At 70.6% G+C, this 19,338-nt stretch carries 17 protein-coding genes; 15 read left to right on the top strand and 2 right to left on the bottom strand.

The window, feature by feature from the left end; genetic code table 11:
- Positions 1–32: 32 nt before the first annotated feature.
- Both ACFWVC_RS15590 and ACFWVC_RS15585 read right to left on the bottom strand, forming a co-directional pair.
- Positions 33–689 carry an MBL fold metallo-hydrolase gene (locus ACFWVC_RS15590; RefSeq protein WP_384284761.1) on the bottom strand — a complete coding sequence of 219 codons (657 nt, stop codon included), beginning with the start codon at positions 687–689 and terminating at the stop codon, positions 33–35.
- A gap of 5 nt (positions 690–694) precedes the next feature.
- On the bottom strand, positions 695–1,426 hold the full coding sequence (locus ACFWVC_RS15585; protein ID WP_384284759.1) for a maleylpyruvate isomerase family mycothiol-dependent enzyme: 732 nt from the start codon (positions 1,424–1,426) through the stop codon (positions 695–697).
- A gap of 238 nt (positions 1,427–1,664) precedes the next feature.
- Between ACFWVC_RS15585 and uvrA the strand changes: the two genes are divergently transcribed.
- The 15 genes from uvrA to pgi all read left to right on the top strand — a co-directional run bounded on the left by uvrA (position 1,665) and on the right by pgi (position 19,328).
- Positions 1,665–4,589: an excinuclease ABC subunit UvrA gene (uvrA, locus tag ACFWVC_RS15580; RefSeq protein WP_384284756.1), complete on the top strand. Its 2,925-nt coding sequence runs from the start codon at positions 1,665–1,667 to the stop codon at positions 4,587–4,589.
- A gap of 76 nt (positions 4,590–4,665) precedes the next feature.
- Entirely contained in the window at positions 4,666–5,100 is a 435-nt protein-coding gene (locus tag ACFWVC_RS15575) for a Rieske 2Fe-2S domain-containing protein (RefSeq protein WP_384284753.1), read from the top strand.
- Between the two features lie 39 nt (positions 5,101–5,139).
- Positions 5,140–7,194: an excinuclease ABC subunit UvrC gene (gene uvrC, locus ACFWVC_RS15570; protein ID WP_384284749.1), complete on the top strand. Its 2,055-nt coding sequence runs from the start codon at positions 5,140–5,142 to the stop codon at positions 7,192–7,194.
- On the top strand, positions 7,191–8,114 hold the full coding sequence (rapZ, locus tag ACFWVC_RS15565; protein ID WP_384284745.1) for an RNase adapter RapZ: 924 nt from the start codon (positions 7,191–7,193) through the stop codon (positions 8,112–8,114). Before uvrC ends, rapZ begins: the two co-directional genes overlap by 4 nt.
- On the top strand, positions 8,111–9,118 hold the full coding sequence (gene yvcK, locus ACFWVC_RS15560) for a uridine diphosphate-N-acetylglucosamine-binding protein YvcK (RefSeq protein WP_384284741.1): 1,008 nt from the start codon (positions 8,111–8,113) through the stop codon (positions 9,116–9,118). Before rapZ ends, yvcK begins: the two co-directional genes overlap by 4 nt.
- The gene (gene whiA / locus ACFWVC_RS15555; RefSeq protein WP_319661180.1) at positions 9,109–10,086 is read left to right on the top strand and encodes a DNA-binding protein WhiA; all 978 of its coding nucleotides are present in this window, start codon (positions 9,109–9,111) and stop codon (positions 10,084–10,086) included. Before yvcK ends, whiA begins: the two co-directional genes overlap by 10 nt.
- Before the next feature lie 182 nt (positions 10,087–10,268).
- Positions 10,269–11,273, top strand: coding sequence for a type I glyceraldehyde-3-phosphate dehydrogenase (gene gap / locus ACFWVC_RS15550; protein ID WP_384284734.1), 1,005 nt, complete (start codon positions 10,269–10,271; stop codon positions 11,271–11,273).
- A 149-nt stretch (positions 11,274–11,422) separates the two neighbouring features.
- The gene (locus ACFWVC_RS15545; RefSeq protein WP_384284731.1) at positions 11,423–12,634 is read left to right on the top strand and encodes a phosphoglycerate kinase; all 1,212 of its coding nucleotides are present in this window, start codon (positions 11,423–11,425) and stop codon (positions 12,632–12,634) included.
- 3 nt (positions 12,635–12,637) lie between these two features.
- Positions 12,638–13,414 (top strand): triose-phosphate isomerase, encoded by a 777-nt coding sequence (gene tpiA / locus ACFWVC_RS15540; protein ID WP_384284728.1) that lies wholly within the window; start codon positions 12,638–12,640, stop codon positions 13,412–13,414.
- Between the two features lie 131 nt (positions 13,415–13,545).
- Positions 13,546–13,782 (top strand): preprotein translocase subunit SecG, encoded by a 237-nt coding sequence (gene secG, locus ACFWVC_RS15535; protein ID WP_319661184.1) that lies wholly within the window; start codon positions 13,546–13,548, stop codon positions 13,780–13,782.
- 161 nt (positions 13,783–13,943) lie between these two features.
- Positions 13,944–14,279, top strand: a complete 336-nt coding sequence (locus ACFWVC_RS15530) for an RNA polymerase-binding protein RbpA (RefSeq protein WP_078862516.1) — start codon at positions 13,944–13,946, stop codon at positions 14,277–14,279.
- A 128-nt stretch (positions 14,280–14,407) separates the two neighbouring features.
- Positions 14,408–15,388 carry an N-acetylglucosamine kinase gene (locus ACFWVC_RS15525; protein WP_384284725.1) on the top strand — a complete coding sequence of 327 codons (981 nt, stop codon included), beginning with the start codon at positions 14,408–14,410 and terminating at the stop codon, positions 15,386–15,388.
- A 71-nt stretch (positions 15,389–15,459) separates the two neighbouring features.
- Positions 15,460–16,227 carry a sugar isomerase domain-containing protein gene (locus tag ACFWVC_RS15520; protein WP_384284723.1) on the top strand — a complete coding sequence of 256 codons (768 nt, stop codon included), beginning with the start codon at positions 15,460–15,462 and terminating at the stop codon, positions 16,225–16,227.
- Positions 16,228–16,332: 105 nt separating this feature from the next.
- Positions 16,333–17,646: an MFS transporter gene (locus tag ACFWVC_RS15515; protein ID WP_384284720.1), complete on the top strand. Its 1,314-nt coding sequence runs from the start codon at positions 16,333–16,335 to the stop codon at positions 17,644–17,646.
- On the top strand, positions 17,646–19,328 hold the full coding sequence (gene pgi, locus ACFWVC_RS15510; RefSeq protein ID WP_384284717.1) for a glucose-6-phosphate isomerase: 1,683 nt from the start codon (positions 17,646–17,648) through the stop codon (positions 19,326–19,328). Before ACFWVC_RS15515 ends, pgi begins: the two co-directional genes overlap by 1 nt.
- Positions 19,329–19,338: the final 10 nt, after the last annotated feature.

The following is a 19,338-nucleotide window of genomic DNA, read 5'->3' as shown; positions in this document are numbered from 1 at the left end:
CCGAAGCGGTGGCGCCACGCCCGCGCCGGCGGTCACCAGCCGCGTTCGCGCCATTCGGTCAGGTGCGGCCGCTCGTCGCCGAGCGTGGTGTCCCGGCCGTGCCCGGGGTAGACCCAGGTCTCGTCGGGGAGGGTGTCGAAGAGCTTGGCCTTGACGCCCTCGAAAAGGCTTGTGAAGTGGTCGGGATTGTTGTGGGTGTTGCCGATGCCGCCCGGGAACAGGCAGTCGCCGGTGAAGACGTGCGGGTGGCCGTGCGGGTCGTCGTAGATCAGGACGATGCTGCCGGGGGTGTGACCCACCAGGTGGCGGGCGGTGAGGGTGACCTGGCCGACGCTGACCGTGTCGCCGTCCTCGAGGGGGGCGTCGGTGCGGACCGGGATGCCCTCGGCGTCGTGCCGGCCCGCGTAGGTGCGGGCGCCGGTCGCGTCCACCACGGCCTGCAGGGCCTGCCAGTGGTCGGCGTGCCGGTGCGTGGTGACGACGGACGCGAGCCCGTCGGTGCCGACCACCTCGATCAGCGTGTGCGCTTCGGCGGCCGCGTCGATGAGCAACTGCTCGTCCGTGGCGCGGCAGCGCAGCACGTACGCGTTGTTGTCCATAGGGCCGACCGCGACCTTGGTGATGATGAGGTCCTTGAGTTCGTGCACGTCGGGCGCGCCGCCCACCGTGACCTCGCCGCTGTACGTCATGGGCCTCAGCCTAGTGGCGGCAGCACCGGCAGGGGGACGTCCGGCTGAACGCCGAGGTCCTGGCCGTCCGAGCGCCCGGTGACCCAGGCCAGCAGGGCGTGCCGGGCCCCGCTGACCGTCAGGTCGGGCTCCAGCGCGGCGCCGATCACCCACTTCTCGCCGCTGTCGGTGTCGTGCAGGCGCACGGCGGCGACGCCCTCGTGGCCGGACAGGTCGTCGATGACGGCGGCGAGCTCGCGGACGGAGAAGGGCACGGGAAAGTGCTCGCAGGTGTAGCCGATGCCGAGGTCGACGTGGTGGAAGTAGATCTCCATGAGGCGGGCGTAGGGGATCTCGGCGGCGGCGATGACGTGGCCGGAGCGCATGACCACCTGGGACGCCCAGCACTGCGGCGGGGTCTCCTCGATGGCGGTCGCGAGCCGGGCCGCGGAGATGCGCAGGTCGTCCAGCTGCTCGGCCAGCGGGCGGCCGGCACCGTCCTCGATGTCGCGGTCGCGGCTCTCGCCGCTCGCGTACTGGGGGACCTCCTCGCCGGTGCGTGCCCAGATGAGCAGATTGACCAGCGAGTCGGCATGGCGGGACAGGTGGGTCAGGACGTGGCCGCGGGTCCAGCCGGCGAGGCGGGACGGCTCGGCGACGCCCGTGGGCGGCAGCGCGGACACGGCGTCGATCAGCCGTTCGGTGGCCTGGCGCAGCTCGGCCGCATCGTGCTCGGGATCGGGTCGTTGGACAGACACGGGGCCTCCTGGTCGCACGTAGGTGCAGGATGGGTGCACGTGATCCACGTCTCGCCGACGACGCTAGCGCGGGACACTCGATCGGGTGAAGGTGCCGCACCAGCGCCGTAAATCGAATGTGCGTGCTATAGGCTCGTTCTCGCTGCAACCGGAAGAAATCTCGTCGGCGCCCCGTTTAGGCTGTCTGGGGGCGTTGCTGCTTGCTCCTTGTTCTGTTCTATGAAAGGTACGCACTGGCGTGGCCGATCGACTTACCGTCCGTGGCGCTCGCGAGCACAACCTGAAGAACGTCTCGCTCGACCTCCCACGGGACTCGCTCATCGTCTTCACCGGCCTGTCCGGCTCGGGGAAGTCGTCCCTGGCGTTCGACACGATCTTCGCCGAGGGACAGCGCCGCTACGTGGAGTCGCTCTCGTCCTACGCACGGCAGTTCCTGGGGCAGATGGACAAGCCGGACGTCGACTTCATCGAGGGCCTGTCGCCGGCCGTCTCGATCGACCAGAAGTCGACCTCCCGCAACCCCCGCTCGACCGTCGGCACCATCACCGAGGTCTACGACTACCTCCGTCTGCTCTTCGCCCGCATCGGCAAGCCGCACTGCCCCGAGTGCGGCCGCCCGATCTCGCGGCAGTCGCCGCAGGCGATCGTCGACCGGGTGCTGGAGCTGGAGGAGGGCTCCCGGTTCCAGGTCCTCTCGCCACTCGTGCGTGAGCGCAAGGGCGAGTTCGCCGACCTCTTCGGGGATCTGCAGACCAAGGGCTACAGCCGGGCCCGGGTCGACGGCGCGACGGTCCAGCTGACCGAGCCGCCGAAGCTGAAGAAGCAGGAGAAGCACACCATCGAGGTGGTCGTGGACCGCCTCACCGTCAAGGAGAGCGCCAAGCGACGGCTGACCGACTCGGTCGAGACCGCGCTCGGGCTGTCCGGCGGCATGGTCATCCTGGACTTCATCGACCTCCCCGAGGACGATCCGCAGCGCGAGCGGATGTTCTCCGAGCACCTCTACTGCCCGTACGACGACCTGTCCTTCGAGGAGATGGAGCCGCGCTCCTTCTCCTTCAACTCGCCCTTCGGCGCCTGCCCGGACTGCACCGGCATCGGCACCCGCATGGAGGTCGACCCCGAGCTGGTCGTCCCCGACGAGGACAAGTCCCTCGACGAGGGCGCCATCGCCCCCTGGTCGCTCGGGCACACCCGGGACTACTTCCAGCGCCTGGTCGGCGCGCTCGCCGAAGAGCTCGGCTTCCGCACCGACATCCCGTGGGCCGGGCTGCCCCAGCGGGCGAAGAAGGCCCTGCTCAACGGGCACCGGACGCAGATCGAGGTGCGGTACCGCAATCGCTACGGGCGGGAGCGCTCCTACACCACCGCCTTCGAAGGGGCGATCCCCTTCGTCCGGCGGCGGCATTCGGAGTCCGAGAGCGACTCCAGCCGCGAGCGCTTCGAGGGCTATATGCGCGAGGTGCCCTGCCCGACCTGCCAGGGCACCCGGCTGAAGCCGATCGTCCTGGCCGTCACGGTCCAGGACAAGTCGATCGCCGACGTCTCCGCGATGTCGATCAGCGACTGCGCGGAGTTCCTGCGCGGCATGAAGCTGAGCGCGCGCGAGAAGACCATCGCCGAGCGGGTGCTGAAGGAGGTCAACGAACGGCTGCGCTTCCTGGTCGACGTGGGCCTGGACTACCTCTCGCTCAACCGCGCCGCGGGCACCCTGTCCGGCGGCGAGGCCCAGCGCATCCGGCTGGCCACGCAGATCGGCTCCGGCCTGGTCGGCGTGCTCTATGTGCTCGACGAGCCGTCGATCGGCCTGCACCAGCGGGACAACCACCGGCTCATCGAGACCCTGGTGCGGCTGCGCGACCTCGGCAACACCCTGATCGTGGTCGAGCACGACGAGGACACCATCAAGACCTCCGACTGGGTCGTCGACATCGGCCCGGGCGCGGGTGAGCACGGCGGCCATGTGGTGCACAGCGGGTCCCTGGAGGAGCTGCTGAGCAACGAGGAGTCCCTGACCGGTCAGTATCTGGCCGGCAAGCGCCGGATCCCGATCCCGCCGACGCGGCGCCCGCTCGAAGGCGGTCGGCAGCTGACGGTGCGCGGCGCCAAGGAGAACAATCTGCGGGACATCGACGTGTCCTTCCCGCTGGGTGTCTTCACCGCGGTCACCGGTGTCTCCGGCTCCGGCAAGTCCACCCTCGTCAACGACATCCTCTACACCCACCTGGCGCGTGAACTGAACGGCGCCCGGGGCGTTCCGGGCCGGCACACCCGGGTCGACGGCGACGATCTCGTGGACAAGGTGGTCCATGTCGACCAGTCGCCGATCGGCCGCACGCCCCGCTCCAACCCGGCCACGTACACCGGTGTCTTCGACCATGTCCGCCGGCTCTTCGCGGAGACCATGGAGGCGAAGGTGCGCGGCTATCTGCCGGGCCGCTTCTCCTTCAACGTCAAGGGCGGCCGCTGCGAGAACTGCTCCGGCGACGGCACGATCAAGATCGAGATGAACTTCCTCCCGGACGTCTACGTCCCGTGCGAGGTCTGCCACGGCGCCCGGTACAACCGGGAGACCCTGGAGGTCCACTACAAGGGCAAGTCCATCGCCGAGGTCCTGGACATGCCGATTTCCGAGGGCCTGGACTTCTTCGAGGCGGTGCCGACCATCGCGCGGCATCTGCGCACCCTCACCGAGGTCGGCCTGGGATACGTGCGCCTCGGCCAGTCGGCGACGACGCTCTCCGGCGGCGAGGCGCAGCGCGTCAAGCTCGCCTCCGAGCTGCAGAAGCGGTCCACCGGCCGCACGGTCTACGTCCTGGACGAGCCGACCACGGGTCTGCACTTCGAGGACATCAGCAAGCTGATCAAGGTGCTGTCCGGGCTGGTCGAGAAGGGCAACACTGTGATCGTCATCGAGCACAACCTCGATGTGATCAAGACCGCGGACTGGGTCATCGACATGGGCCCGGAAGGCGGCAGCGGCGGCGGACTGGTGATCGCGGAAGGCACGCCCGAGCAGGTGGCGGCGGTCGGAGCGAGTCACACGGGCAAATTCCTGCGGGACATCCTGGGTTCCGAGCGGATCTCGGACGCCCCGCCCGTGCCGGCCGCGCGCAAGCGGACCAGCGCCGGCACCCGGAAGAAGGCCGCGGCCAAGGCCTGACAGTCTGCGCAGAGCTTCGGCACGTAAGGTCGGTCCAAGGTCGACTTTTCCTCACGTGCCGAAGCGGAGCTCTGTCATGGCTGACACCACCGGATTTCCTCCCTGCCGCCGAACCGTCCTCAAGGGCGCGGCTGTCGCCGGGGTCGCGGGGCTGGGCCTCACCGCCTGCGGCGCGGGTTCCGAGGACGGAGCCGACTCCACCGGGCCGACCAGCCCCGTGGAACTCGGCGCGGCCTCGGAGGTGCCCGTCGGCGGCGCCAAGCTGTACAGGGACGCCAAAGTCGTCGTAGCCCAGCCCACCAAGGGCGTCTACAAGGCCTACAGCGCCGTGTGCACCCACCAGGGCTGCGTCTGCGACAAGCTGACCGGCACGACCCTGTCCTGCCCCTGCCACGGCAGCGGATTCAACGCCGCCACCGGCGCCGTCGAGAACGGTCCCGCCTCCCGGCCGCTGCCGGCCGTCGGTATCCGGGTCGAGGCGGGCAAGCTGGTGGCGGGTCCGTCGGTCTGAGGCAACGGGAATGTCACCGCCAGTCAGTAGGGTGGGGGCATGGCCGACCCCTCCAGCTACCGCCCCCAGCCGGGACAGATCCCGGAGTCCCCAGGGGTGTACAAGTTCCGGGACCAGCACGGCCGGGTGATCTACGTCGGGAAGGCGAAGAGCCTGCGCCAGCGGCTCTCCTCGTACTTCCAGGACATCGCGAACCTGCACCAGCGCACCCGCACGATGGTCACCACCGCCGCCTCCGTGGAATGGACGGTGGTGACCACCGAGGTCGAGGCGCTGCAGCTGGAGTACTCCTGGATCAAGGAGTTCGACCCCCGCTTCAACGTCAAGTACCGGGACGACAAGAGCTATCCGTCGCTCGCCGTGACCATGAACGAGGAATTCCCCCGCGTCCAGGTCATGCGCGGTCCCAAGCGCAAGGGGGTGCGCTACTTCGGCCCGTACGCGCACGCCTGGGCGATCCGCGAGACGGTGGACCTGCTGCTGCGGGTCTTCCCCGTGCGGACCTGCTCCTCCGGGGTGTTCAAGCGCTCCGCGCAGATCGGCCGCCCCTGCCTGCTCGGATACATCGGCAAGTGCTCGGCGCCCTGCGTCGGTCGGGTCACCCCCGAGGAGCACCGCGAACTGGCCGAGGACTTCTGCGACTTCATGGCCGGCCGCACCGGCACGTATCTGCGCCGCCTGGAGCAGCAGATGAAGGACGCGGCCGTCGCGATGGAGTACGAGAAGGCCGCCCGGCTGCGGGACGACATAGAGGCGCTCAGACGCGCCATGGAGAAGAACGCGGTCGTCCTGGCCGACGCCACCGACGCCGACCTGATCGCCGTGGCCGAGGACGAGCTGGAGGCCGCCGTCCAGATCTTCCACGTCCGCGACGGCCGGGTCCGCGGCCAGCGCGGCTGGGTCACCGACCGGGTCGAGGAGATCGGCACCCCCGAGCTCGTCGAGCACGCCCTGCAGCAGCTGTACGGCGAGGAGCGGGGCGACTCGGTGCCCAAGGAGGTGCTGGTCCCCGCGCTGCCCGAGCCGTACGAGCCGGTCCAGCAGTGGCTCACCGAGCGCCGCGGCTCCCAGGTCAGCCTGCGCGTGCCGCAGCGCGGCGACAAGAAGGACCTGATGGCCACGGTGCAGCGCAACGCGCTGCAGGCGCTCGCGCTGCACAAGACCCGGCGCGCCTCCGACCTGACCACCCGTTCCCGCGCCCTGGAGGAGATCGCCGAGGCGCTCGGCCTGGACACGGCGCCGCTGCGCATCGAGTGCTTCGACATCTCCCACCTCCAGGGGGACGACGTCGTCGCCTCGATGGTGGTGTTCGAGGACGGCCTGGCCCGCAAGAGCGAGTACCGGCGCTTCCAGATCAAGAGCTTCGCCGGGCAGGACGACGTCCGCTCCATGCACGAGGTGGTCTCCCGGCGCTTCCGCCGCTACCTGCTGGAGAAGCAGAAGACCGGCGAGTGGGTCGACGGGAACGGCGACGGCGCGGGCGCGGAGGACGCCGCCCCGGAAGTCGCGGGCGGCCCCATCGACCCGGAGACCGGCAGGCCCCGCAAGTTCGCCTACCCGCCCCAGCTGGTCGTCGTCGACGGCGGGGCGCCGCAGGTCGCGGCGGCCCGGCGGGCCCTGGAGGAGCTGGGCGTGGAGGAGGTCGCCGTCTGCGGACTCGCGAAGCGGCTGGAGGAGGTCTGGCTGCCCGGTGAGGACGACCCGGTCATCCTGCCGCGTACCAGTGAGGGCCTCTACCTGCTGCAGCGCGTCCGTGACGAGGCGCACCGCTTCGCCATCGCCTACCAGCGCAGCAAGCGCTCCAAGTCGATGAAGGCCGGTGCCCTGGACTCCGTCCCGGGCCTGGGCGAGAGCAGGCGGCAGGCGCTGCTGAAGCACTTCGGCTCGCTCAAGCGGCTGCGCGTGGCGACCGTCGAGCAGATCTGCGAGGTGCCCGGTGTGGGAAGGCGCACCGCGGAGGCCGTGCTCGTGGCCCTGGCGGGGGCCACCCCTGCCGGGCCGGCCGTGAACACGGCCACAGGAGAGATCATTGAGGAAGAAGAGGGGACGGCCGGTCCGGTGACCGTCCCCACGGAACGGGGGAAGGGATCATGAACGAGAACGACGGAGGCGGATCACAGGTGACGACGGGCGGAGCGGGAGAAGCCGCGGAGGCGATCCCCGAACTCGTGATCATCTCGGGAATGTCCGGCGCCGGCCGCAGCCATGCCGCCAAGTGCCTGGAGGACCTCGGCTGGTTCGTCGTGGACAACCTGCCGCCGGCTCTCATTCCCACCATGGTGGACCTCGGCGCCCGCTCCCAGGGCAACGTGGCCCGGATCGCGGTCGTCGTGGACGTCCGCGGCCGGCGGTTCTTCGACAATCTGCGCGACTCCCTGGCGGACCTGGACACCAAGGGCGTCAAGCGCCGGGTGCTCTTCCTGGAGGCCTCCGACGAGACGCTGGTGCGCCGCTTCGAGTCCGTCCGCCGTCCGCACCCGCTGCAGGGCGACGGCCGGATCGTGGACGGCATCGCCAAGGAGCGCGAGCTGCTGAGCGAGCTGCGCGGCGACGCGGACCTGGTGATCGACACCTCCAGCCTCAACGTCCACGAGCTGCGCGCCAAGATGGACGCCCAGTTCGCCGGCGAGGAGGAGCCGGAGCTGCGGGCCACGGTCATGTCCTTCGGTTTCAAGTACGGGCTCCCCGTCGACGCCGACCTCGTCGCCGACTGCCGCTTCCTGCCCAACCCGCATTGGGTCCCGGAACTGCGCCCCTTCACCGGGCTCAACGACGAGGTCGCCACCTACGTCTTCAACCAGCCCGGCGCCAAGGAGTTCCTGGACCGCTACGCGGAGTTGCTGCACATCGTCAACGCGGGCTACCGGCGCGAGGGCAAGCGCTATGTGACGATCGCCGTCGGCTGCACCGGCGGCAAGCACCGGAGTGTGGCCATGTCCGAGCGGCTCGCCGCCCGGCTGTCCGCGGACGGCGTGGAGACGGTGGTCGTCCACCGGGACATGGGGCGCGAGTGAGGAAGACGACTCGGCGCTTGCGCCGGTCGGCACATCGCAGCGGAGCGGCGCCGAAGGTCGTGGCGCTCGGTGGCGGACACGGACTGGCCGCCTCGCTGTCGGCGCTGCGCCGGATCACCCAGGACCTGACCGCCGTCGTCACCGTCGCCGACGACGGCGGCTCCAGCGGCCGGCTCCGGCAGGAGATGGGCGTCCTGCCCCCCGGCGACCTGCGCAAGGCGCTCGCGGCGTTGTGCGGTGACGACGACTGGGGCCAGACCTGGTCCAAGGTCATCCAGCACCGTTTCGCCAGCCGCGGCGACCTGCACGGCCACGCGGTGGGCAATCTGCTGATCGTGGCGCTGTGGGAGCAGCTCGGCGACCCGGTCGCGGCCCTGGAGTGGGTGGGCCGGCTGCTCGGCGCGCACGGCAGGGTGCTGCCGATGTCGGGCGTGCCGCTGGAGCTCACGGCGACCGTGCGCGGGCACGACCCGGAGAAGCCGGACGACGTCTCCACCGTGCACGGCCAGGCGACCGTCGCGCTGACCCCCGGGGAGGTGCAGGAGGTCCAACTGGTGCCGAGCGACCCGCCGGCCGTTCCGGAGGCCGTGCAGTCCGTGCTGGACGCCGACTGGGTGGTGTTGGGACCCGGTTCCTGGTTCTCCTCGGTGATACCCCACCTCCTGGTGCCGGATCTGGTGTCCGCGCTGATGGAGACCCGGGCCCGGAAGGTGCTGGCGCTGAACCTCGCCCCGCAGCCGGGAGAGACCGAGGGCTTTTCTCCGCAGCGTCACTTGGAGGTTTTGGCCCGACACGCCCCTAAACTCACCATCGACGTGGTGCTGGCCGACGACGCCGCCGTACCCGACCGCGGAAGCCTGATAGAAGCAGCCGAGCGGTTGTCAGGAACGGTGGAGCTGGCCCGGGTCGCCGCGCCCGACGGGCCGCGGCACGACCCGGAGTTGCTGGCCGCCGCGTTCGACCGGATTTTTCGTATGCATGGAAGGATCGGCCCATGGCGATGACGCCAGCGGTGAAGGACGAGATCTCCCGGCTCCCCGTCACCCGGACCTGCTGCCGCAAGGCCGAGGTCTCGGCGATCCTCAGGTTCGCGGGGGGACTGCACCTGGTCAGCGGTCGCATCGTGATCGAGGCGGAGCTGGACACCGGGATCGCTGCGCGCAGGCTGCGCAAGGACATCCTGGAGATCTTCGGGCACTCCTCCGACCTCGTCGTCATGGCGCCCGGCGGGCTGCGCCGCGGCAGCCGGTTCGTCGTGCGGGTGGTCGCCGGCGGCGATCAGCTGGCCCGTCAGACCGGACTCGTCGACGGCCGGGGCCGCCCCATCCGCGGACTGCCCCCGCAGGTGGTCTCCGGTGCGACGTGCGACGCCGAGGCGGCCTGGAGAGGGGCCTTCCTGGCCCACGGGTCGCTCACCGAGCCGGGCCGCTCCTCCTCCCTGGAGGTCACCTGCCCGGGCCCCGAGGCGGCCCTCGCGCTGGTCGGCGCCGCCCGCCGGCTGCAGATCGGGGCCAAGGCCCGCGAGGTACGCAACGTCGATCGCGTGGTCGTCCGTGACGGTGACGCCATCGGCGCGTTGTTGACGCGTCTGGGCGCCCACGAGTCGGTGCTCGCCTGGGAGGAGCGCCGCATGCGGCGCGAGGTGCGCGCCACGGCCAACCGCCTCGCCAACTTCGACGACGCGAACCTGCGCCGCTCCGCCCGCGCGGCGGTCGCGGCGGGCGCCCGGGTCCAGCGCGCCCTGGAGATCCTGGGCGAGGAGGTGCCCGAGCACCTCGCGGCGGCGGGCCGGCTGCGCATGGACCACAAGCAGGCGTCGCTGGAGGAGCTCGGCTCACTGGCGGAGCCGCCGCTCACCAAGGACGCGGTCGCGGGCCGGATCCGGCGGCTGCTGGCGATGGCCGACAAGCGCGCGTCGGACATCGGCATCCCCGGTACGGAGTCCAACCTGACCGAGGAGATGGTCGGCTGAGACCGGCCGCGTGGGGGGCGTCGGCCACGCCGGACCCGGTTACCCGTCCGTAGGGCGGGCACCGGCGGTGCCGATGTCATCACCGGGTTCCCGCCGAGGTAGGGTCGTCCTTGGTCGGGGACATCCCATACGTCGCAGCCGGAGCGAAATGGCATCCGGCACATCAGCGAGGAGATCGGTTCGTGACGATCCGCGTAGGCATCAACGGCTTTGGTCGCATCGGTCGTAACTTCTTCCGTGCCGCCCTGGAGCAGGGTGCGGACATCGAGATCGTGGCTGTCAACGACCTGGGCGACACCGCCACCACGGCACACCTGCTCAAGTACGACACGATCCTGGGCCGCCTCAAGGCCGAGGTCACCCACACCACCGACTCCATCACGGTGGACGGCCACACCATCAAGGTGCTGTCGGAGCGCAACCCCTCCGACATCCCGTGGGGCGAGCTGGGCGTCGACATCGTGATCGAGTCCACCGGCATCTTCACCAAGGCCGCGGACGCCAAGAAGCACATCGAGGGCGGGGCCAAGAAGGTCATCATCTCGGCGCCGGCGTCCGACGAGGACATCACGATCGTGATGGGCGTCAACAACGACAAGTACGACGCCGCGAAGCACAACATCATCTCCAACGCCTCCTGCACCACCAACTGTGTGGCGCCGATGGCGAAGGTCCTGGACGAGAACTTCGGCATCGTCAAGGGCATGATGACCACGGTGCACGCGTACACGAACGACCAGCGCATCCTTGACTTCCCGCACAAGGACCTGCGCCGCGCCCGTGCCGCCGCCGAGAACATCATCCCGACCTCGACCGGTGCCGCGAAGGCCACCGCCCTGGTCCTCCCGCAGCTCAAGGGCAAGCTGGACGGCATCGCCATGCGCGTCCCGGTCCCGACCGGCTCCGTGACCGACCTGGTCATCGAGCTCGAGCGCGAGGTCACCAAGGACGAGGTCAACGCCGCCTTCCAGAAGGCCGCCGAGGGCCAGCTCAAGGGCATCCTGGAGTACACCGAGGACCCGATCGTGTCCTCGGACATCGTCAACTGGCCGGCCTCCTGCACCTTCGACTCCTCCCTGACGATGGCTCAGGGCAAGCAGGTCAAGGTCATCGGCTGGTACGACAACGAGTGGGGCTACTCCAACCGCCTCGTCGACCTGACCGTGTTCGTCGGCGGCCAGCTCTGACAAGGGCTCCTCAGCCCGCCATGCCATGAGGACAGGGTCCGAACGACGCAGTGTCGTCCGGGCCCTGTCCCATGACCTTTCCACGACTGGCCCATGACGCGAGCGCCGTGCCGCCACGCCGGCAGGGCCGAGGCAGGAGAGTCCTCACCATGAAGACGATCGACGAACTCATCGACGAGGGGGTCGGCGGCAAGCGTGTTTTCGTCCGCGCCGACCTCAATGTGCCGCTGTCCGGCGACACGATCACCGACGACGGCCGCATCCGCGCCGTCGTGCCGACCATCACCAAGCTGGCCGAGGCCGGCGCCAAGGTGATCGTCGCCTCGCACCTGGGCCGCCCCAAGGGCGCGCCCGACCCGCAGTTCTCGCTGGCCCCGGTCGCCCGCCGGCTCGGTGAACTCCTGGGCGTCAAGGTCGCGTTCGCGACCGACACCGTGGGGGACAGCGCCCACGACGTGGTCGGCGCCCTCGCCGACGGCGGCGTCGCGCTGCTGGAGAACCTGCGCTTCAACCCGGGCGAGACCAGCAAGGACGACACCGAGCGCGGTGTCTTCGCCGACCAGCTGGCCGCCCTCGCGGAGCTCTACGTCGGCGACGGCTTCGGTGCCGTGCACCGCAAGCACGCCTCCGTCTACGACCTCCCGGCCCGGCTGCCGCACGCCGCCGGCCTGCTGATCGTCACCGAGGTGGGCGTGCTGAAGAAGCTCACCGAGGACGTGGCCCGCCCGTACGCGGTGGTGCTCGGCGGCGCCAAGGTCTCCGACAAGCTGGGCGTGATCGACCACCTGCTGGAGCGCGCCGACCGCATCCTGATCGGCGGCGGCATGCTCTTCACCTTCCTCAAGGCCCAGGGCCACGAGGTCGGCAAGAGCCTGGTGCAGGAAGACCAGCTCGAGATCGTCGCGGAGTACCTGGAGCGTGCGAAGGCCAAGGGCGTGGAGTTCGTGCTGCCCCTGGACATCGTCGGCGCCCCGTCCTTCCCGGACCTGAAGAACCCGGTCGCCGGCAACCCCGTGACCGTCCCCGTCGACGCCTTCCCCGGCGACCTGATGGGCCTCGACATCGGTCCGGAGTCCCGCAAGCTGTTCGCCTCGAAGCTCGTCGACACGGCCACCGTCTTCTGGAACGGGCCCATGGGCGTCTTCGAGCACCCCGACTACGCCGAGGGCACCCGCGCGGTCGCCCAGGCGCTCATCGACAGCCCGGCGTTCACCGTCGTCGGCGGCGGCGACTCCGCCGCGGCCGTACGCATCCTGGGCTTCGACGAGAACGCTTTCGGCCACATTTCGACCGGTGGCGGCGCGAGCCTCGAGTACCTCGAGGGCAAGACGCTCCCCGGCCTCGCCGCACTGGAGGACTGACCGATGACCCCGCGCACGCCGATCATGGCGGGCAACTGGAAGATGAACCTCAACCACCTCGAGGCCATCGCCCACGTCCAGAAGCTCGCGTTCGCGCTCAACGAGAAGGACTACGACGCGGTCGAGGTCGTCGTCCTGCCGCCGTTCACCGACCTGCGGTCCGTGCAGACCCTGGTCGACGGCGACAAGCTCAAGATCAAGTACGGTGCGCAGGACCTCTCCGCGTACGACTCCGGCGCGTACACCGGCGAGATCTCCGGCCCGATGCTGGCCAAGCTGAAGTGCTCGTACGTGGTGATCGGCCACTCCGAGCGCCGCCAGTACCACGGCGAGACCGAGGAGATCGTCAACGCCAAGGTGAAGGCCGCCTTCCGGCACGAGCTGACCCCGATCGTGTGCGTCGGCGAGGGACTGGACGTCCGCAAGGCCGGCAACCAGGTCGCCTTCACGCTCGCCCAGCTCGACGGCGCCCTGAAGGACATCCCGGCCGAGCAGGCGAAGACCCTGGTCATCGCCTATGAGCCGGTGTGGGCGATCGGCACCGGCGAGGTCGCCACCCCGGAGGACGCCCAGGAGGTCTGCGGTGCGATCCGCGGCCGGCTGGCCGAGTTGTACGACCAGGAGCTGGCCGACGAGGTCCGCATCCAGTACGGCGGCTCCGTGAAGAGCGGCAACGTCGCGGCCATCATGGCGCAGCGCGACGTGGACGGCGCCCTGGTGGGCGGCGCGGCGCTCGACGCGGAGGAGTTCGTCAAGATCGTCCGCTTCCGCGACCAGTAACGCGATCACGCGTTCACACGGGCAGTAGGCTGTCGGGCCCTGCCCGAAGTACTCTGTCGGGGGCCGGACGGCTGCATGCCAGCCGACCGGCCCCCGCCTCGTCCTAGGTCACCGAGAGAGTTGGTCCAGCTGTGGTCATCGGGTTCTCCATCGCCCTCATCATCTTCAGCCTGCTGCTGTTGCTGCTCGTGCTGATGCACAAGGGCAAGGGTGGCGGTCTGTCCGACATGTTCGGCGGCGGCATGCAGTCGTCCGTCGGCGGTTCCTCGGTGGCCGAGCGCAACCTCGACCGGATCACCGTTGTGGTCGGTCTGCTGTGGTTCGCGTGCATTGTCGCCCTCGGTCTTCTGCTCAAGTTCCAGAAGTGACCGACTCCCGCGTATCCGGGGAGAACTGACGCCTTGTCGCCGACGCGACTTATCATGGAAGCGCGTCTTGGGATACGGTGCCCTCTCCCCGCCGCCGCGGGGTGAGACGGTCTCCGTAAACCGGGCGACCTCGCAGCACGATCACGCAGGGAGTTACGACCGTGGCAAGTGGCAACGCGATCCGTGGCAGTCGGGTCGGGGCGGGGCCGATGGGAGAGGCCGAGCGGGGCGAGTCCGCGCCGCGTCTGCGCATCTCCTTCTGGTGCTCCAACGGGCACGAGACCCAGCCGAGTTTCGCGAGCGACGCGCAGATCCCGGACACCTGGGACTGCCCGCGCTGCGGCTTCCCGGCCGGGCAGGACGAGGAGAACCCGCCGGCGCCGCCGCGCACCGAGCCGTACAAGACGCACCTCGCGTATGTGCGGGAGCGTCGCAGCGCGGCCGACGGCGAGGCGATCCTCGCCGAGGCGCTCGCCAAGCTCCGGGGCGAGATCTGAGCGGTTCCCGCCGCACGTCCGGCAGGACATTCACCACGGGCCCGGCCCGCGAGCAGGAGATCCTCCTTTCGCGGTCCGGGCCGTCGCGTTCGGTCGACACTGGGTAACGGGAACGTATACTCACGGTTGTGGCTCTGGTGATCGGCATCGATGCGGGCGGAACGCGGACCCGGGCGTATCTCGCCGACGCGGCTCCCGAGGGGCAGGTTCTCGGCGAGGGTGAGGGCGGACCCGGCAACGCGATGAGCGTCGAGCGGGTGGCGCTCACGCAGCACCTCGCGGACGCGCTCAGGAGCGCGGTCCCGGACGACCGCAAGGACGAGGTCACGGCCGTCGTCGGCGGCTTCGCCGGCGCCGCCCTGGACACCGGCCCCGAAGCGGGACGACGGCTCGCCGCCTCCTGTCTGCGGGCCGCGCTGGACAGTACGGGGATCGGCGCCCTGGACGTGACGGTCCGCGGCGACATCGAGGTCGCCTTCGCCTCCGCCCCGGGCGTTCCCGCCGACGGCCTGGCGCTGGTCGCCGGCACCGGCGCGGTCGCCGCCCGGATCGAGAAGCGCCGCCAGACCCTGCTGGCGGACGGCAACGGCTGGCTCATCGGCGACGAGGGCAGCGGTTTCTGGCTCGGCCGGGAGGTGATGCGCGCCGCGGTGCGCGCCCTCGACGGCCGGGGCCCCTGGACGACGCTCGTCGAGGCCGTCCTGTCGCACTACATGGACTCCCCGGGCGGCCCGTACCTGGCCCAGGAGCGCCCCAGCGACAACGAGTGCCATGTGCTGCGCAACCGCCTGGTGCCCTACGTCTACGCCGAGCCGCCGGTCCGGCTGGCCCGGCTGAGCCCGCTGGCCGTCGCCGCTGACCGCGATGGCGACGAGGTGGCCGGCAACCTGCTGGACGACGCCGCCGACGAGCTCGCGGCGACCGTCGCCGCCCTGGACCCGCAGGAAGGCGAGCCCCTGGTCGTCACCGGTGGCCTGCTGGGCCCCTCGGGGCCACTGCTGGGACGCGTGTCGGCGCGCGCGGAGGAGATGGACCTGCATGTCCTGCCCGTGCGGGACGGCGGCGCGGGCGCTCTGGCGCTGGCCCGCATGCGGGTGCAGGGGGATTGACGTGGACTAGACCTCTCGTCCATCGTTGCCGTGGACATCCACTGGATCACCGGACTCAGGGGGAACCGGCCATGGCCGACGACGTGACGACGAGTGCTGCCCGGTTCGCCGAGGAGGCCCGTGCCGCCATCGACCGGGTGGTCGAGGCGAACCAGGACTCGGTGGCGGCGGCGGCCCGGCTGATCGCCGACTGCGTGGCCGCGGACGGGATCCTCCAGGCCTTCGGCACCGGACACTCGCAGGCCACCGCGCTGGAGATCGCGGGCCGGGCCGGAGGACTGATCCCCACCAACCGCATCGCGCTCAACGACCTCGTGCTGCGCGGCGGCGACGACCGCTCGGTGCTCACTGACCCCCTGCTGGAGCGCTCCCCGGGCCTGGCCAAGCGGCTGTACGAGCTGACCGCGCCGCGGCCGGGCGACCTGTTCGTGATCATCTCCAACTCCGGGGTCAACAACTCGATCGTCGACATGGCCCTGCACGTCAAGGCCGAGGGCCACCCCCTGATCGCGCTCACCTCCCTGGAACACACGCGTGCCGTGCCCGCCCTGCACCCCAGCGGCAAGCGGCTGGCCGACCTCGCCGACGCGGTCCTCGACAACGGCGCGCCCTTCGGCGACGCGCTGCTGCCGCTGCCCGGTGGCGGGGCGCTGTGCGGGGTCTCCACCATCACCTCCGCGATGCTCGTCCAGATGACCGTGGCCGAGGCGGTGGGCCTGCTCACGGCGGAGGGCTTCGAGGCGCCGGTGTACGTCTCGGCGAACGTGCCGGGCGGCTTCGAGCGCAACCTCCTCCTGGAAGAGCACTACGGGGAGCGACTGCACCGCGCGGGTGCCTGAGCCCGTCCGGCCTGCCGTCCGCGCCCTCTGACCTGGGCGGACGGTGTGTTGTCAGTGGGTCCCACTACGGTCTGTGACAGTTGACCGAAGACCGTGGGGGGATCCATGAGTGCCGCGACCGTGCCTGCCGGAGAGTTTGCCGGGGAGCGCGCGCCTGCTTGGCGGGGCGGCTTCGGACGGCTGTGGACGGCCGCGGCGGTCTCGCGCCTCGGGGACGGGCTGCGCGGCGCGGCACTGCCGCTGCTCGCGGTGGGGCTCACCGACTCGCCGCTGCTGATCTCCCTCGTCACCGCCGCCGGATTCCTGCCCTGGCTGTTCTTCGGCCTGCTGGGCGGGGCCGTCGCCGACCGCGTGGACCAGCGGCGGGCCATGTGGGCGGTGGACGCGGTGCGCGGTGCGCTCGTGGCGGCCTTCGCGGTGGCCGTCTGGCTGGGCGTGGTGGGTATCGCGCTGCTGCTCGCCCTGGCCTTCGCGCTGACCACGCTGCAGACGCTCTTCGACAACGCCGCGACCGCCCTGCTGCCCTCCGTCGTCCCCGCGGACGCCCTGGGACGTGCCAACGCCCGCCTCATGACCGGCCAGACCGTGGCGGGCACCTTCCTGGGCGCCCCGCTGGTGCCCGCGCTGCTCGGCCTGGCCGCCGCGGTGCCGTTCGCCGTGGACGCCGCGACCTACGCGGCCGCCGCTGTGCTGGTGGCCTCGCTGCGACGGCCCGCGCCCGTTCGGCGGCCGCGCACCGCGGGCCGCACGCTGCGGCAGGACATCGCCGAGGGGGTACGGGTGCTGCGGCGGGACCGGGTCCTGCGGGCGCTGTGCGCGGCCAACACCATCGCCAACACCGGGGTCGGCGCGGTCATCGCCACCCTGGTGCTCCAGGTGACGGGTTGGCTGCACGCCGGGCGGGCCGGCTACGTCGCCGTGCTCGTCGCCTATGGCGTGGGCAGCGTGGCCGGGGGAGTGCTGGCCGGGCGATGGTCCACGCTGCTCGGCGGGCGCGGCCGGGCGCTGATACCGGGGCTCGCCGTCCAGGCCGGTTGCCTGGTCGTGCTCGGCACGGTGCGCTCGCTCCCGGTCGCCGTCACCGTCATGGCCGTGTTCGGCGCCTTGGGCATGGTCTGGAACGTCAACGAGACGACGCTGGTCCAGCGGCGCACCCCTGACGCCCTGCTGGGCCGGGTCAGTGCCGCCATGCGCACCCTGGCCGTGGCCGGGGCGCCGCTGGGGGCGGTGGCGGGCGGCGCCGCCGCCGGTGCCTGGGGCTTCAATGCCCCGCCGCTGCTGGCCGCCGCGCTGTTCGGGTGCGCGTTGGGCGCGCTGACACCTGTCGTCACCACGCCAGACACCGGGGGTGAATCTCCTGCGGACCCAGGATCAACTAGTTTGGACCTGCAGCATGGAGGACGAGGAGAAGTGGACTGATGTCCGGAACCAACACGCAGGGCCGTACCCGTCTCGACCAGCGACCGGAGTGGCAGGCGCTCGCCAGGCACCGTGAGGAGCTGGGCTCGGCCCACCTGCGGGAGCTGTTCGCCGCCGACCCCGACCGCGCCGAGCGCTACACCCTCCAGGTGGGCGATCTCCACCTGGACTACTCCAAGCATCTGGTGACCGACGAGACGCTGAGCCTGCTGCGCGAACTGGCCGCCGCCACCGGTGTCGCCGAGCTGCGGGACGCGATGTTCCGCGGCGAGCACATCAACGTCACCGAGAACCGCGCGGTGCTCCACACCGCGCTGCGGGCCCCGAAGTCGTCCGTCGTCGAGGTCGACGGCGAGAACGTCATCCCGGCCGTCCACCATGTGGTGGAGAAGATGGCGCACTTCGCCAACGCCGTTCGCTCCGGCAAGTGGGTCGGGTCGACCGGACGCCGCATCAAGAACGTGGTGAACATCGGCATCGGCGGCTCCGACCTCGGTCCCGCCATGGCGTACGAGGCCCTGCGGGCCTACAGCGACCGCTCGCTGACCTTCCGTTTCGTCTCCAACGTGGACGGCTCGGACCTGCACGAGGCCGTGCGCGACCTGGACCCGGCGGAGACGCTGTTCATCGTCGCGTCCAAGACCTTCACCACCATCGAGACCATCACCAACGCCACCTCCGCGCGCGAATGGCTGCTGGAGGGCCTCGGCAAGACGGGCACCCAGGCGGATGCCGAGGACTCGCCGGTCCGCTTCCACTTCGTAGCGCTGTCCACCAACGCGGCGGAGGTCGCCAAGTTCGGCATCGACACGGCCAACATGTTCGAGTTCTGGGACTGGGTCGGCGGGCGCTACTCGTACGACTCCGCCATCGGCCTGTCGCTGATGATCGCCATCGGCCCGGACCACTTCCGCGAGATGCTGGCCGGCTTCCACCTGGTCGACGAGCACTTCCGCACGGCCCCGCCGGAGCAGAACGTCCCGATGCTGCTGGGCCTGCTCGGTGTCTGGTACGGCCAGTTCTTCGACGCCCAGTCGCACGCGGTGCTGCCCTACAGCCACTACCTGTCGAAGTTCCCGGCCTACCTGCAGCAGCTCGACATGGAGTCCAACGGCAAGTCCGTGGACCGGGACGGAAACCCCGTCAGCTGGCAGACCGGCCCGGTCGTCTGGGGCACGCCCGGCACCAACGGCCAGCACGCCTACTACCAGCTGCTGCACCAGGGCACGAAGTTCATCCCCGCCGACTTCATCGGCTTCGCCCGTCCCCTCGGTGAGCTCGAACCGCGACTGGCCGAGCAGCACGACCTGCTGATGGCGAACTTCTTCGCCCAGACCCAGGCGCTGGCCTTCGGCAAGACCAGTGACGAGGTCCGTGCCGAGGGCGTGGCCGAGGAGCAGGTGCCGCACCGCACCTTCCGTGGCAACCACCCGACCACCACGATCGTGGCGACCGAGCTGACCCCCTCGGTCCTCGGCCAGCTCGTGGCGCTCTACGAGCAGAAGGTCTTCGTCCAGGGCGCGGTCTGGAACATCGACTCCTTCGACCAGTGGGGTGTCGAGCTCGGCAAGGTCCTGGCCAAGCGCCTGGAGCCGGCCCTGACCGAGGGCGCGGACGTCGAAGGACTGGACGCGTCCTCCAAGGCCCTGGTCGCCACCTACCGCGCGCTGCGCGGTCGCTGAGACAAACGGC

Source organism: Streptomyces sp. NPDC058691 (genome assembly GCF_042714775.1).
GTDB lineage: Bacteria > Actinomycetota > Actinomycetes > Streptomycetales > Streptomycetaceae > Actinacidiphila.
Note: the sequence above shows the minus strand (reverse complement) of the source record. Positions and strands in the feature narration are given on the sequence as shown.

What these genes read in the sequence shown, in the direction of transcription:
- ACFWVC_RS15590 (WP_384284761.1), bottom strand. Translation starts at nt 689, where the DNA reads ATGACGTACAGCGGCGAGGTCACGGTGGGCGGCGCGCCCGACGTGCAC.
- ACFWVC_RS15575 (WP_384284753.1), top strand. Translation starts at nt 4,666, where the DNA reads ATGGCTGACACCACCGGATTTCCTCCCTGCCGCCGAACCGTCCTCAAG.
- uvrC (WP_384284749.1), top strand. Translation starts at nt 5,140, where the DNA reads ATGGCCGACCCCTCCAGCTACCGCCCCCAGCCGGGACAGATCCCGGAG.
- rapZ (WP_384284745.1), top strand. Translation starts at nt 7,191, where the DNA reads ATGAACGAGAACGACGGAGGCGGATCACAGGTGACGACGGGCGGAGCG.
- whiA (WP_319661180.1), top strand. Translation starts at nt 9,109, where the DNA reads ATGGCGATGACGCCAGCGGTGAAGGACGAGATCTCCCGGCTCCCCGTC.
- ACFWVC_RS15545 (WP_384284731.1), top strand. Translation starts at nt 11,423, where the DNA reads ATGAAGACGATCGACGAACTCATCGACGAGGGGGTCGGCGGCAAGCGT.
- tpiA (WP_384284728.1), top strand. Translation starts at nt 12,638, where the DNA reads ATGACCCCGCGCACGCCGATCATGGCGGGCAACTGGAAGATGAACCTC.
- ACFWVC_RS15520 (WP_384284723.1), top strand. Translation starts at nt 15,460, where the DNA reads ATGGCCGACGACGTGACGACGAGTGCTGCCCGGTTCGCCGAGGAGGCC.
- ACFWVC_RS15515 (WP_384284720.1), top strand. Translation starts at nt 16,333, where the DNA reads ATGAGTGCCGCGACCGTGCCTGCCGGAGAGTTTGCCGGGGAGCGCGCG.
- pgi (WP_384284717.1), top strand. Translation starts at nt 17,646, where the DNA reads ATGTCCGGAACCAACACGCAGGGCCGTACCCGTCTCGACCAGCGACCG.